General features: G+C 57.7%; 15 protein-coding genes. 9 read left to right on the top strand and 6 right to left on the bottom strand.

The features are described 5' to 3' along the window. The first annotated feature begins 148 nt into the window (after nt 1–148). Nucleotides 149–1,033, top strand: a complete 885-nt coding sequence (locus tag BM320_RS02685) for a DUF817 domain-containing protein (protein WP_242650940.1) — start codon at nt 149–151, stop codon at nt 1,031–1,033. Here the strand turns inward: BM320_RS02685 and BM320_RS02680 are convergent. Further along, nucleotides 948–1,328: a hypothetical protein gene (locus tag BM320_RS02680; RefSeq protein WP_090200288.1), complete on the bottom strand. Its 381-nt coding sequence runs from the start codon at nt 1,326–1,328 to the stop codon at nt 948–950. The two genes, BM320_RS02685 and BM320_RS02680, sit on opposite strands and share 86 nt — an antisense overlap. A gap of 78 nt (nt 1,329–1,406) precedes the next feature. On the opposite strand from BM320_RS02680, the gene BM320_RS02675 reads away from it, so the two are divergent. Both BM320_RS02675 and BM320_RS02670 read left to right on the top strand, forming a co-directional pair. Next, complete coding sequence (locus tag BM320_RS02675) at nt 1,407–2,159, top strand: alpha/beta fold hydrolase (protein ID WP_090196110.1); 753 nt, start codon at nt 1,407–1,409, stop codon at nt 2,157–2,159. A gap of 55 nt (nt 2,160–2,214) precedes the next feature. Next, on the top strand, nt 2,215–2,331 hold the full coding sequence (locus tag BM320_RS02670; protein WP_110580787.1) for an entericidin A/B family lipoprotein: 117 nt from the start codon (nt 2,215–2,217) through the stop codon (nt 2,329–2,331). 132 nt (nt 2,332–2,463) lie between these two features. Here the strand turns inward: BM320_RS02670 and BM320_RS02665 are convergent, their stop codons facing one another. Both BM320_RS02665 and BM320_RS02660 read right to left on the bottom strand, forming a co-directional pair. After that, nucleotides 2,464–2,970 (bottom strand): PhnA domain-containing protein, encoded by a 507-nt coding sequence (locus tag BM320_RS02665; protein WP_090196107.1) that lies wholly within the window; start codon nt 2,968–2,970, stop codon nt 2,464–2,466. 48 nt (nt 2,971–3,018) lie between these two features. Continuing rightward, a complete protein-coding gene (locus BM320_RS02660; protein ID WP_090196104.1) occupies nt 3,019–3,207 on the bottom strand; it encodes a CTP synthetase in 189 nt (62 codons plus the stop codon). A gap of 180 nt (nt 3,208–3,387) precedes the next feature. On the opposite strand from BM320_RS02660, the gene BM320_RS02655 reads away from it, so the two are divergent. Next, nucleotides 3,388–4,113 carry a hypothetical protein gene (locus BM320_RS02655; protein WP_131802251.1) on the top strand — a complete coding sequence of 242 codons (726 nt, stop codon included), beginning with the start codon at nt 3,388–3,390 and terminating at the stop codon, nt 4,111–4,113. A 127-nt stretch (nt 4,114–4,240) separates the two neighbouring features. Here BM320_RS02655 and lepA read toward each other — a convergent pair whose 3' ends face one another. Continuing rightward, nucleotides 4,241–6,040, bottom strand: a complete 1,800-nt coding sequence (gene lepA, locus BM320_RS02650; RefSeq protein ID WP_090200282.1) for a translation elongation factor 4 — start codon at nt 6,038–6,040, stop codon at nt 4,241–4,243. 494 nt (nt 6,041–6,534) lie between these two features. Here lepA and BM320_RS02645 point away from each other — a divergent pair, with 494 nt between their 5' ends. Further along, nucleotides 6,535–6,870 carry an arginine transporter gene (locus BM320_RS02645; protein WP_242650939.1) on the top strand — a complete coding sequence of 112 codons (336 nt, stop codon included), beginning with the start codon at nt 6,535–6,537 and terminating at the stop codon, nt 6,868–6,870. Here the strand turns inward: BM320_RS02645 and BM320_RS02640 are convergent. Then, nucleotides 6,830–7,261 carry a low molecular weight protein-tyrosine-phosphatase gene (locus BM320_RS02640; protein WP_090196099.1) on the bottom strand — a complete coding sequence of 144 codons (432 nt, stop codon included), beginning with the start codon at nt 7,259–7,261 and terminating at the stop codon, nt 6,830–6,832. The genes BM320_RS02645 and BM320_RS02640 overlap by 41 nt on opposite strands. After that, the gene (locus tag BM320_RS02635) at nt 7,261–7,941 is read right to left on the bottom strand and encodes a site-2 protease family protein (RefSeq protein ID WP_090196097.1); all 681 of its coding nucleotides are present in this window, start codon (nt 7,939–7,941) and stop codon (nt 7,261–7,263) included. The genes BM320_RS02640 and BM320_RS02635 overlap by 1 nt, the downstream gene beginning before the upstream one ends. 153 nt (nt 7,942–8,094) lie before the next feature. On the opposite strand from BM320_RS02635, the gene meaB reads away from it, so the two are divergent. The 4 genes from meaB to BM320_RS02615 all read left to right on the top strand — a co-directional run bounded on the left by meaB (nt 8,095) and on the right by BM320_RS02615 (nt 12,670). Next, the gene (gene meaB, locus BM320_RS02630) at nt 8,095–9,096 is read left to right on the top strand and encodes a methylmalonyl Co-A mutase-associated GTPase MeaB (protein ID WP_090200279.1); all 1,002 of its coding nucleotides are present in this window, start codon (nt 8,095–8,097) and stop codon (nt 9,094–9,096) included. Between the two features lie 208 nt (nt 9,097–9,304). Then, entirely contained in the window at nt 9,305–9,589 is a 285-nt protein-coding gene (rpmB, locus tag BM320_RS02625; RefSeq protein ID WP_090196094.1) for a 50S ribosomal protein L28, read from the top strand. Nucleotides 9,590–9,731: 142 nt separating this feature from the next. Beyond that, nucleotides 9,732–12,137, top strand: a complete 2,406-nt coding sequence (gene hrpB / locus BM320_RS02620; RefSeq protein WP_090196092.1) for an ATP-dependent helicase HrpB — start codon at nt 9,732–9,734, stop codon at nt 12,135–12,137. Between the two features lie 107 nt (nt 12,138–12,244). Then, nucleotides 12,245–12,670: an NUDIX hydrolase gene (locus BM320_RS02615; protein ID WP_242650938.1), complete on the top strand. Its 426-nt coding sequence runs from the start codon at nt 12,245–12,247 to the stop codon at nt 12,668–12,670. The last annotated feature ends 26 nt before the right edge of the window (nt 12,671–12,696 follow it).

The following is a 12,696-nucleotide window of genomic DNA, read 5'->3' as shown; positions in this document are numbered from 1 at the left end:
TGCCGGTCTCATCAAAAAGCGTTAAACCAGACATTGGGCAATTTCAGTTCAAAGCACGCTTCGTCCGCATAACCGACAGATAAACGCTCATAACAAACTGCACATTTTCTGCATTTTCATTGCCGACACGCCTGCTACACCCTCCCCCATGACCCAAACCCATCTCACTGAGCGCCGTCTTGGCGATGCGATGCGCCGCCGCCTCCCCGCGGGGGTGGCTGAATTTGTCATGTTTGTGCTGAAACAAGCATGGGCCTGTTTGTTTGGCGCGAGCCTTTTGGCCGCGATCATCGGGACCAAGATGATTTGGCTAGATCACTGGCCCCTCGCCCGCTATGACGCGTTGTTTTTGATCGCGCTTGGCCTGCAAGTCTTGTTTCTACGCTTTAGACTAGAGACATGGGCAGAGGCCCGCGTGATCCTTTTGTTCCACATCACCGGCACCGCGATGGAGTGGTTCAAGGTCAGCGCGGGGTCTTGGGCCTATCCCGAGATTGCATTTTTCAAAATCTACGGCGTGCCCCTGTTTTCGGGGTTCATGTATGCGGCTGTCGGCAGTTTCATGGCACGGGTGATCCGGCTCTTTGACATGCAATTCGCGCCCTTCCCGCCGATAGCGCTGCATTTCGGGCTGGCGGTGGCGGTTTACATAAATTTTTTCAGCCACCATTACATCTGGGATTTTCGGGTGGTCCTGTTCGCAGCAACCGTTCTATTTTACATCCGCACCCGCATTTGGTTCCGCATCGGCGCAAACTGGTACTGGATGCCCCTGCCGCTCGCCGCGTTCCTCAGCAGTCTATTCCTCTGGGTCGCGGAAAACATCGGCACGCTGACAGGCACTTGGATTTACAGCGGTCAAAACCCGCTGGAACTGGTCAGCTTTGCGAAAATCGGATCGTGGTATCTGCTGCTTTATGTGGCGTTTGCAACGGTCACTTTGGTTGTCAAAGACCCGGTCCGACGTAGCCCCTTTGCACCAGAACATAGATCACCATCCCCGCCGTCACCAATAGCGCCAGCGCAATCGTAGCCACCACATTGATCAGCGTGGTGATGCGCTGTTCACGCATATTCACGCTTTCCAGATATGCCACCGTGTTGCGGTGCACGCGCGCAACGCGGTTCATATCGACCATGCGCACCAGCTTGGGGTTCTTAACTAGCTCTGCAGTTTCAACAAGATAGGTCAAATCACGGCGCACCGCACGTGGCAATTGCCGCCGCGCCTTGCGCAGTTGCACGGCCAAAGATGCCCCGCGCACGCGCAGCCTTGTTTCAAGCAGCGCGCGGATATCCGCGACAGTTTGTTCGATCAACGCAACCATAAGCCACCGCGTAATCGGAAACTGTCGCGCGCTCAATCCCTCTGGCGTTTGCGTCTCACAAAGGGTTAAAACAGATGCATGTTAAACACGGTACATTATGACGGGCCCGCGGGCACACCTCTTTTGATTGCGCACGGGCTTTACGGGTCTGCGCGCAACTGGGGGGTAATTGCCAAGCGGTTGTCAGCGGAACGCCCTGTGGTGACGGTTGATATGCGCAACCACGGCAGCAGCCCGTGGTTTGACAGCCAAAGCTATGCGGATATGGCCGGCGATCTGGCCGAAGTGATCACGCAGCCCATGGATGTGCTGGGCCATTCGATGGGCGGCAAGGCGGCGATGGTGCTGGCGCTGACCCACCCAGAGAAGCTGCGGCGCCTGATCGTCGCCGATATCGCGCCGGTGCCCTATCAGCACACGCAGATGGGGCCGCTGAATGCGATGCGCAATGTCGACCCGACAGCGGTGACATCACGCAGCGCGGCCAAGGAAATGCTCGGCGATCTGGAACCGGGGCTGGCAGATTTTCTGCTGCAAAGCCTTGATCTGAAAGAAAAGCGCTGGCGGCTGAACCTTGATGTTCTTGCGGCTGATATGGCGCAGATCGTGGGTTTTCCCGATGTGCAGGGATCGTTCGCGGGGCCTGCGCTGTTTTTATCAGGGGCCAGTTCCGACTATGTCCTGCCCGCCCATCGGCCGGTTATCAAATCGCTGTTCCCGCAGGCCAAATTTGCAAAAATCCCCGAGGCCGGCCATTGGCTCCATGCGCAAAAGCCGCGGGAATTCATCGCGGCGGTAACGGCGTTTTTGAACATGGCCGACCCCGCTTGATTAGCCTTCGCCCAGCGGCTAGGGTTTTTGCGAAACCAATATACCGAGGTCCACAATGATCATCCGCGCATTTCTAATCTTGTCTGTCATTGGCCTGTCGGCTTGCGAGACCGTCAAAGGTGTCGGGCGCGACATCACCCGCGCGGGTGAAGCTGTCGATAACGCGCTTTAGACCACGCCGGACGTGATAAACGTCGCAAAGCTCAGCCCGCCCATCACGACGATAAACGCATGTGGTAGATAATACATCTGTCAGCTCCATCATTTGACGGAACTGATACGGATGGTGCGCGCGTTTCCGTCGCTATTTCTTTTTCACAAATTCCGTGAGGATCACGATCCGCTGGCCTTCGACACGGCCTTCGATGTGGCCTGCGTTTTCTGCAACCAGTGAAATCCCGCGCACAGCCGTGCCACGTTTGGCAGTAAAACCCGCGCCCTTGACCGGTAGATCCTTGATCAGCACCACGGTATCGCCCGCGTTCAGGGGCGCGCCATGCGCATCCTTATGCGCCCTATTGGCGGCCACATTATCGGCCCATGCGCGCGTTTCATCGTCCAGATACTGCTGATCCGCCAGATCAAGCGCCCAAGGCGTGCCGATATTTTTCAGCGTCCGCGCGGCCAGCACGGCAACACAAGGATCTTCAGACCACATGCTGCTGGCCAGCCCGCGAAAATGGGATTCCTCGGGCGTGTCCAACTGCGCAATGCAGGTGTCACAGATGTCGACAGCCGCCCCATCAGGGCCGCCCGGAACGGGGCAGGATGTCAGCGGCGTGTCAGCGGTTTGGCATAAAGGACAGGTCATAGGGATCGGTCTAAGCCGGTTGCGCGGCGAAGGAAAGCACCCATTGAATTACTTGATGTTTCGGGTGATCGCGCGGGCCACGAAATAGCTGACCGGCACACCGGCAACCGCACCAATCGCCGCGCCCACCATGATCGGCACAGCCGTATCATAGCCCAACGTCAGCGCCGCAATCACAAGGCTCCCCGCAAGGCTGGTGCCGATAATGGAATAAAGCGCAGAGGATAAACGCAGCATGATGATCTCCGAAAGAGTTGTTTCGGGGGGAAGTTATCAGCGGCGGGGATTGTGGGCTTTGATTTGGGTCAAGTGGCTTGAAAGGTACGCCGCGCCCGAACCGAGGAGCAGGAAGCAAAGCGCCCGCCCCGTGGGGGAGGGTTTGAACCGTCTTGGAATTGATCCAGTGGATCAATTCAGGTGAAAACGAGCGAAGCCCCGGCCCGGGCGCTGCCAAATTGGAAATTTGGCAATGAAACATCTTTCCAACTACAGTGCTTCATGAGAAGATTACGCAAGATTGCTAAAATTTTGTTCGGATTATTTGGTATGAGATCAATTATCTTGCTTGTTGCTAGTCTTGCTTTTCAAACACCTGCTTTTGCAGAAGAAAGCGAATTGGAACAGGCGATCCTTTTCGGGCACGATTTGGGGATTGCTCAAATATCGGAAACAACTGAATTCTTTTTCATATTGTCCGACAACGTATCTGATGGTTGCTGGCTCACTCCAGAAAGGGCCATTAGCTCTGCAAAGCGTGAGTTTCTAGATGCCGGTTACCCTAACATTGTCGAGGAGTTCCCCTTCGGCGTTATAGTACGTATATCAGCAAATGGCTATGAAACATCTAGCAACACGTGTGCAGTAAACGTTGGTCTTAGAATTGGAATCGTTGACCATGATAGACGGATTTTTGGACATAGCGAATGGCACTCCTTCACAGAAAAAAACTCGTTCCGACTTGGATCCCTTCTGACAGGCCCTAAATCCGATATGTCGACAAGAATCAACGAACAACTTGAAGGATATGTCGATGAGTTTATTGTCGAAATTCAATTATCCAAAAACCGATTGATGGAAGCAATTTGGGAAAATGAAGCGTCTGAATTAGGAAAATCTGAGCTTCTGAATGCAATTCCCCAGTAAGTTTGCATTAAGTAACCCGCCAAGAAGTTGCTTACCCTAACTACCTATAGCCACCATGTTGACACGCTTTTGACTGCGTCAAACGCTGCCGCCCACCGTTTTTCATTCGCGCCAAAAATGACCAGCTTTAGCTGTCCATTTTCAGTGCGCTAATGAAAGCTTCCTGCGGGATATCCACTTTCCCGAACTGCCGCATCTTCTTCTTACCCGCCTTCTGCTTGTCCAGCAGTTTGCGTTTGCGCGATGCGTCGCCGCCGTAGCATTTGGCGGTCACGTCTTTGCGTAGGGCCGATAGGGTTTCGCGGGCGATGACTTTGCCGCCGATGGCCGCTTGGATCGGGATTTTGAACATATGGCGCGGGATCAGGTCCTTGAGCTTTTCAACCATCGCGCGGCCCCGCTGTTCCGCGCGGTCGCGGTGCACCATCATCGACAGCGCATCAACCGGTTCATCGTTGACCAGCACCGACATTTTCACAAGGTTATCCTGCTGGTAGCCGGTCAGCTGGTAATCAAAGGACGCATAGCCCTTGGTCACGGATTTCAGCCGGTCATAGAAATCGAACACAACCTCGTTCAATGGCAGATCATAGACCACCATCGCGCGGGAACCCGCATAGGTCAGGTCGAGCTGCACGCCGCGGCGGTCCTGACACAGCTTTAGCACGTCACCCAGATAGTCATCGGGCACAAGGATCGTCGCCTTGATCCGTGGTTCTTCGATATGGTCCACATGGGTCAGGTCGGGCATGTCGGCGGGGTTATGCAGATCTAACTGCGTGCCGTCGCGCATAAAGACGTGATACACAACCGACGGCGCGGTGGTGATCAGTTCGATATCATATTCGCGCTCAATGCGGTCGCGGATCACCTCTAGGTGCAAAAGCCCCAAGAACCCGCAGCGAAAGCCAAAGCCAAGTGCGGCCGATGTTTCCATCTCGTGGCTGAACGACGCGTCATTCAGCGCCAGTTTGTCGATCGCATCGCGCAGGTCCTCGAATTCGGAGCTATCGACCGGAAACAGCCCGCAAAACACCACAGGTTGCGCCGGCTTAAAGCCGGGCAGCGGTGTTTCGGTGCCTTTTTTCTCGGATGTGACGGTATCGCCGACCCGCGTATCGCGCACCTGTTTGATCGACGCGGTGATAAACCCGATTTCACCGGGGCCAAGAACAGCGACATCCTGCATTTGCGGCCGGAACACGCCGATCTTGTCGATCTGGTGCACGGTGCCGTTGGACATGAATTTCACGCGGTCGTTTTTCTTCATCGTGCCGTCGATGATACGCACCAAAACGATCACGCCCAGATAGCTGTCGTACCAACTGTCAACCAGCATCGCTTTTAATGGCGCATCGCGGTCACCTTTGGGGGCAGGCAGTTTATGCACGATCGCCTCGAGCGTTTCCTTGATCCCGACACCGGTTTTGGCCGACACGCGGATCGCCTCGGAGGCGTCGATCCCGATCACATCCTCGATCTGGGCGGCAACCTGATCGCATTCTGATGCCGGCAGGTCGATCTTGTTCAGAACGGGCACAATTTCATGATCCGCATCAAGCGCGTGATAGACGTTCGCCAATGTCTGCGCCTCGACGCCCTGACTGCTGTCGACCACCAAAAGCGATCCTTCGACCGCGCGCATGGACCGAGAAACCTCATACGCAAAGTCGACGTGGCCGGGGGTATCGATCAGGTTCAGCACATAGGATTTGCCGTTTTGCGCCGTGTAATCAATGCGCACCGTGTTGGCCTTGATCGTGATCCCGCGCTCGCGCTCGATATCCATACTATCAAGCATCTGCGCCTTCATATCACGCAGCGCCACGGTATTTGTTTCTTGGATCAGGCGATCCGCAAGGGTGGATTTACCATGGTCGATATGCGCGACGATTGAGAAATTACGGATGTGATCGAGATCAGTCATAAAGCCACGGCCCTGTGCAAAGTTTGAACCTGTCAATGGCCAAAGAACACGGCTTTTGCAAGGGGATTGCGGCGCAGATGTTCCATAGAGTTGGTCAATGCCCGCCTTGGATTTCACGCACATCGGTTAGCGGTGAAACTGCGAGACACCTGCTGATTCCACGCGGGTCTTGGATTATCCGGCACATGCCACGCAGCTGGTGCGGCTCTCTGCGCCAAAATGATGACCGGCTTTTGCCGCAAGCAACAGTCACCTGTGCCATCAAATCCGCACCCGACAGGCCCCTCCCGAAGCACGGGCCTTGCAAGCCTATATTGCGTATAATTCAAGCTAAGCGACGGCTTGATCACATTGGCGTATTGATCGTCAGTGTGGATGGTCCCCGATCTCGTTTCATTCCCCAATTGCATCGCGCGCCTTCCCCAGCCATAATCTGCGCAAATTGGGCATCATCAGGCGGACCGCTGCACAGACAGCGGCCAGAGAGAGGCAATATGCGGTATATTTTGGTCACAGCGGCGTTGGTTGGCATGGTGTCATGCGGTGGCGGCAATCGCCCGAGCGGGGTGCCCAGCGCATCAGGCGAAATCAGTAACGCGTGTCAGTCTGCGGGGCGCTCGGCGGCTTCGCCTGCGCTGTGCGGCTGTGTGCAAAGCGTGGCCAACCAGACGTTGAACGGGCGTGACCAGTCGCGTGCTGCGGAATTCTTTGCCGATCCGCAACTGGCGCAAGATACCCGTCAATCCGACAACGCAAGCTCCGAAGCATTCTGGCTGCGCTACAAGAGCTTTACAGAACTGGCGAGCCAGATTTGTGTGCCTGCTGCATAAGGCGCGCGGCATTTTCAATGATATCCAGACACCCGTCAAAATCACGGGTGTAATAGGGATCAGGCACGTCGGTTGCGGCCATAAGGCGTACAGGCGTTGCATTTCCCGCAGGGCGCTGGGATTCGATGTCCGACATATTTTGCGCATCCATCGCGATTATCAGATCAAAACCGGTAAAATCGGCCACGCTGAACTGGCGCGCGCGCAAATTGCTTAGGTCATAACCCCGCGCCCGCGCCGCTGCTTGCATCGGGCCGTAGGGCGGATCACCCACGTGCCAACCGCCCGTACCGGCGCTATCCACATCCAGATCAGGGATCATCGCGCGCAGCACGGCTTCGGCTGCGGGCGAACGGCAGATATTGCCCAGACAGACACAAAGCACCTGCATCACGCCAGTTGCCCTTTGGCCATCCGGTAATGTCCGATGATCGAAGGCATGAAAAACAGCACCCAGTGAAAATTCACGTAAACGATAATCATCGCCGGAATCCATGCCAACGCCACGACCAGCCCGATCGCGCCTGTCGTCCGGTGCGCCTTGGCTTGCGACAAAACCCGCAACAAACCCAGATGGAGCAGCTTGCCCCCATCAAGCGGCTGCACGGGCATCATGTTAAAGAAAAACAGCGCAAGGTTCAAAAAGGCAAACATCGCCAGATAGCCCGCCAATGTCATCATCAGGGGCGAATAGTAAAGGTTGCCCATCAAGATCGCCTTGAACGCCAGTGACGCCAGCGCCCAAAGCGCGAGGTTCACCAATGGGCCCAGCGCAACAATCAATTCGCTTTCGCGCCGTGTTGTCGACCGCGCAGGTTCGCAAAACCCGCCGCCCCCGTGCAGCATCACCCGCCGCACAGGCACTTTCTGGAGAAGGCACCCCGCCGCATGGCCCATTTCATGCAAGAAAATTGCCGTCACCAGCATTACCGCAAATATCAGCCCGTCAATAATATTGCCGCCCGACATCAGCCCGATAAACAAAACCAGCATCGCCAACGACTGTCCGATTTCAACGCGCACCCCAAAAGGGCCAGTGAACTGAAAAACGACGGTATCATTACCAAACATGAAATGCGGCCCCAAGATGACTTATGCTTGGCGTAGGTTCATCACAAAACACGCCCTTTGCGCAACTCAATTGATCGCGGCGATCAGGCGCAGCAGGCAATTAGTTTGCCCAGCAGACTGGACAGCCCCCATTGGCCCGATATGAATACGGGTATGAACAAAGACACAGATATAGCCGCACTGGCGCAGGGCGTGCGGGCCGGACAACGCCGCGCGCTGGCGCGTGCGATTACCTTGGTTGAAAGCGCGCGCAGCGATCACCGTGCGCAGGCGCTTGATCTTTTGGCGCAGCTTGGCACAGACCGCCAAGCGCTGCGGATCGGCCTGTCAGGCACGCCAGGTGTCGGCAAGTCAACCTTTATCGAAAGCTTTGGCCTGATGCTCACAGGCCAAGGCCTGCGGGTCGCGGTGCTGGCGGTTGATCCATCCTCTGCGCGCTCTGGCGGGTCTATCTTGGGCGATAAAACAAGAATGGATTTTCTGGCCCGCGATCCCAACGCCTTTATCCGGCCATCGCCCAGCCAGACCCAATTGGGCGGCGTGGCGCGGCGCACCCGCGAGGCGGTCGCGCTATGCGAGGCGGCGGGTTTTGATATTGTGCTGATCGAAACCGTGGGCGTCGGGCAATCGGAAACGGTTGTGGCGCAGATGTCGGACCTGTTCTTGCTGCTGCTTGCGCCGGCGGGCGGCGATGAATTGCAAGGCGTCAAACGCGGCATTATGGAAATGGCCGACATAATTCTGGTCAATAAGGCCGATGGCGATCTCAAACCGCAAGCCACACGCACCTGTGCCGATTATGCGGGTGCGCTGCGGCTGTTGCGCAAGCGGCCCCAAGACCCCGAAGGGTTCCCCAAGGCGCTGACCGTCTCGGCGCTCGAAACCATCGGGCTGGAAACCGCATGGCAAGAAATGCAAACGCTGTTGGATTGGCGGCGCGGCAACGGGATTTGGGATCAGACACGCCAAGACCAAGCCAGCCACTGGTTCACCGAAGACGTGCGCCAAGGCTTGCTTCAGATATTGATCGACGACCCTGCGACCAAGGCGCAGATGCAACGCGCGCAAAATGATGTGCGCACGGGACAGGTCACGCCAACCATCGCTGCTGAGGCTGTGATCGGGCGGTTTCGGGCCTTGATGACGCGCCAATAACGACAGCCTATACGCACTGCAGCGCGCGGGCGGTGGCACCGATTGGTAATTTCATCGCCCGCGCGTGGCAAATCGGGTTGACGGGCCAAAGGAATCCGCCTATTTCGCGCTGATCTTATACACGTCCCTGTTTTGGCAGGGCCATCACCCTATGACCGGATGCCCAAACACTTGGTTTGTGGCCGTCCACTAGACAAGGAACACGCCCATGTCGCGCCGTTGCGAATTGACCGGAAAAGGCCCGATGTCGGGCAACAACGTAAGCCACGCGAAAAACCGCACCCGCCGCCGGTTTTTGCCAAACCTGCAGGATGTGACACTGCAGTCTGACGTGCTTGGCCGCTCGTTCAAGTTCAAAATCTCTAACGCGGCTTTGCGCACAGTTGATCACCGCGGTGGTCTGGACGCATTCATGGCGAAAGCCAAAGACGCGGAACTGTCAGCCGATGCGCTGAAAGTGAAAAAAGAGATCTCAAAGGCGACAGCTGCCTAAGGCACCTGTACTTTGACGGATTATTTGCCCGGTAACCGCAAGGTTGCCGGGTTTTTCTTTGGGCAGCGGTGGATTAAAATCCACCCTACGCCCGTAGGGTGGGTCTTGACCCACCTTACCTGCATGGCCCAGACAGATGCCTATGACCGCGCTCCCCATTGATCCTATTCTTCCTGAGCTGATCGCCGCGATCCGCACGCGCGGCTGCGCCGTCCTGCAAGCCCCCCCCGGTGCCGGCAAGACCACGCGCGTGCCGCTGGCCATGCTCGCGGCCGCGCTCACCAGTGGCAAGATCATCATGCTCGAGCCGCGCCGTCTGGCGGTGCGCGCAGCCGCTGACCGGCTGGCCGAAGGTCTGGGCGAAACAACGGGCGGGCGCGTGGGCTACCGGATGCGCGGCGATAGCAAACCGGGCAGCAAAATCGAAATCGTGACCGAAGGCATCCTGACCCGGATGATCCAGTCGGACCCTGACCTGACAGGCATCGGCGCGATTATCTTTGACGAATTCCACGAACGCTCGCTCAATGCCGATCTGGGCCTTGCGCTCGCGTGGGAGGCGCGCCAGATCCTGCGCCCCGATCTGATCATCGTGGTCATGTCCGCGACCTTGGACGCAGCCCCCGTGGCCGCGATGCTTGACAATGCGACCGTGATCACATCTGAGGGGCGATCATTCCCCGTCACCACCCACCATTTGCCAAAACCCCTGCCCAAAGGCACAAGGCTGGAAGCAGCCACCGCCGATCTCGTTATTGATGCCGTCGCGCAAACCATCGGCGGTGTGCTGGTATTCTTGCCCGGCGAAGGCGAAATCAGGCGGGTAGCGCAGAACCTTGCAGGCCGTCTGCCTGATGATTGCCACATCCGCCCGCTGTATGGCGCCCTGCCGTTCAAGGACCAACGCGCCGCGATTGCCCCTGTCGCAACCGGCCGCAAGATTGTGCTCTCAACCGCCATCGCGGAAACATCGCTTACGATTGAAGATATTCGCGTGGTCGTCGACGCAGGCCGCGCCCGCCGCGCGCGCTTTGACCCCGGATCGGGCATGTCGCGGCTTGTGACCGAACGGGTCAGTCGCGCCGAGGCAACCCAGCGCGCAGGCCGCGCAGGGCGGGTCGCCCCTGGCGATGCGTTCTGCCTGTGGACAAAGGGCGAGGAAGGCGCGCTGCCCGCCTATGCCCCCGCCGAGATCGAAGCCGCCGACCTTGCCAGCCTTGCGCTCGAAATCGCGTCTTGGGGCAGTGATGACCTGTTGTTCCTGACCCCGCCACCCGATGGGGCCTTGGCCGAAGCACGCGCGCTGCTTCAGGGGCTGGGTGCCTTGGACGCGGGGTTGCGGATCACCGCGCACGGGCGTGCATTGGCCGCCCTGCCCTTGCATCCACGCCTTGCACATATGCTGCAAATCGCGGGCGCCCAAGCCGCGCCACTGGCCGCCCTTTTGGCCGCACGCGACCCGTTGCGCGGCGCACCCAGTGATCTGTCCTTGCGCATTGCCGCGCTGCGCGGGCGCTATGATGGACTCGGCCAGATTAACCATGCAGCGCTTGCACAGATCAAATCCGAAATCCCGCGCCTGTCCAAAGGTCTGCCCAAACCGGCAGTTATGTCGCTCGCGGCGATGGCCGCGCTCGCCTATCCCGACCGGATCGGGCTGCGACGCAAGGGTGATGACCCGCGTTATGTGCTGTCAGGTGGTAAAGGCGCCATTCTGGACGCGGGCGACCCGCTGGCCGGACAGCGGTTGATCGTCGCCACCGATCTTGACGGCGACAACCGCGAAGCACGGATCAGACAGGCCGTCACAATTACCGAAAGCGTCCTGCGCGACACCTTTGGCGATCAGATCAAATGGGTTGATATCTGCCTGTGGTCACGGCGCGAAAACAAGGTGCTGACGCGCAGGCAAGAACGGTTTGGGGCGCTGGTCTTGGATGATCGCAATTGGTCGGACGCGCCCGACGATGCGATTGCCACAGCGATGCTTGACGGGGTGCGCCAGCTTGGGCTGCGGCCAAGTACGGCCGCCAACCGGTTTCGGGCGCGCGTGGCGCTGCTTGATGATCTGCCCGCAATGGATGACGCGACGCTTATGGGCGATCTTGAAAACTGGCTCTTGCCACATCTGGGCGGGGTGCGCACTGCGGGCGACTGGAAAGGGTTTGACCTGCTGCCCGCCCTGCGCGCGATGCTTGATTGGCAACAAACACAACGGCTTGACCAAGCGGCGCCTGCACATTTCATCACCCCATTGGGGCGCAAGATCCCGATTGACTACGATGGCGAAGCACCGGGGATCACGCTGCGACTGCAAGAAATGTTCGGGGTCACAACGCACCCGACGGTCGGGCAAACGCCGTTGCGCGTCACGCTTTTGTCGCCGGGGCAAAAGCCTGTGCAGGTGACACAAGATATTGTCGGGTTCTGGGCCACATCATATGCGGATGTGCGGCGCGACATGCGCGGGCGCTATCCGCGCCACCCGTGGCCCGAAGATCCGACCCAAGCGGACCCGACTTTGCGCGCAAAACCACGGGGCACCTAAGCGTGATTTGCATTTCGAATCACAGCGTGTTAGAAATTTCTTAATAATATAAGACGATTGTCAGGCAAATTATGACTTCTATGTTGAACAACTTCTGGCGGGACGCCGTGCGCCCGCTTATAAAACGTCCGCCCGCATTGCAGGTGGCGGCCCTGTGTCACCGCGAAGGTGATGCCGGCACCGAAGTGATGCTTGTCAGCAGCTCCAGCGGGCGCTGGATCCTGCCAAAAGGCTGGCCGATCGACGGGCTCACTGCCTGCGAGGCGGCAAAACAGGAAGCATGGGAAGAAGGCGGCGTCAAGAAAGCCGCTGCAAACAATGCGTCGGCACAGTCGTTTTTGGGCCAGAAACGTTTTGATAACGGCTCTGTCATCCCCTGCGAAGTTAAGGTTTTTTCCTTTAAGGTCAAAAAGCTGTCCGATAACTACCCTGAATCGGAACGGCGCGACCGGATCTGGGCCACGCCCGCGCGCGCGGCAGAGCTTGTTGATGATCCCGGGCTCAAAGCTTTGATTGGCAATTTCGCGGCCTAAGGCAGAAATTCATAAACATATTGTGA

Origin of the sequence: Yoonia tamlensis (assembly GCF_900115105.1) — a bacterium.
Lineage (GTDB): Bacteria > Pseudomonadota > Alphaproteobacteria > Rhodobacterales > Rhodobacteraceae > Yoonia > Yoonia tamlensis.
This window is presented reverse-complemented; position numbering and strand designations above follow the sequence as displayed.

Coding starts and splice junctions, on each gene's coding strand:
- BM320_RS02685 (WP_242650940.1), top strand. CDS start 149: ATGACCCAAACCCATCTCACTGAGCGCCGTCTTGGCGATGCGATGCGC.
- BM320_RS02680 (WP_090200288.1), bottom strand. CDS start 1,328: ATGGTTGCGTTGATCGAACAAACTGTCGCGGATATCCGCGCGCTGCTT.
- BM320_RS02675 (WP_090196110.1), top strand. CDS start 1,407: ATGTTAAACACGGTACATTATGACGGGCCCGCGGGCACACCTCTTTTG.
- BM320_RS02670 (WP_110580787.1), top strand. CDS start 2,215: ATGATCATCCGCGCATTTCTAATCTTGTCTGTCATTGGCCTGTCGGCT.
- BM320_RS02665 (WP_090196107.1), bottom strand. CDS start 2,970: ATGACCTGTCCTTTATGCCAAACCGCTGACACGCCGCTGACATCCTGC.
- BM320_RS02660 (WP_090196104.1), bottom strand. CDS start 3,207: ATGCTGCGTTTATCCTCTGCGCTTTATTCCATTATCGGCACCAGCCTT.
- lepA (WP_090200282.1), bottom strand. CDS start 6,040: ATGACTGATCTCGATCACATCCGTAATTTCTCAATCGTCGCGCATATC.
- BM320_RS02645 (WP_242650939.1), top strand. CDS start 6,535: ATGCGGTATATTTTGGTCACAGCGGCGTTGGTTGGCATGGTGTCATGC.
- BM320_RS02640 (WP_090196099.1), bottom strand. CDS start 7,261: ATGCAGGTGCTTTGTGTCTGTCTGGGCAATATCTGCCGTTCGCCCGCA.
- BM320_RS02635 (WP_090196097.1), bottom strand. CDS start 7,941: ATGTTTGGTAATGATACCGTCGTTTTTCAGTTCACTGGCCCTTTTGGG.
- meaB (WP_090200279.1), top strand. CDS start 8,095: ATGAACAAAGACACAGATATAGCCGCACTGGCGCAGGGCGTGCGGGCC.
- rpmB (WP_090196094.1), top strand. CDS start 9,305: ATGTCGCGCCGTTGCGAATTGACCGGAAAAGGCCCGATGTCGGGCAAC.
- hrpB (WP_090196092.1), top strand. CDS start 9,732: ATGACCGCGCTCCCCATTGATCCTATTCTTCCTGAGCTGATCGCCGCG.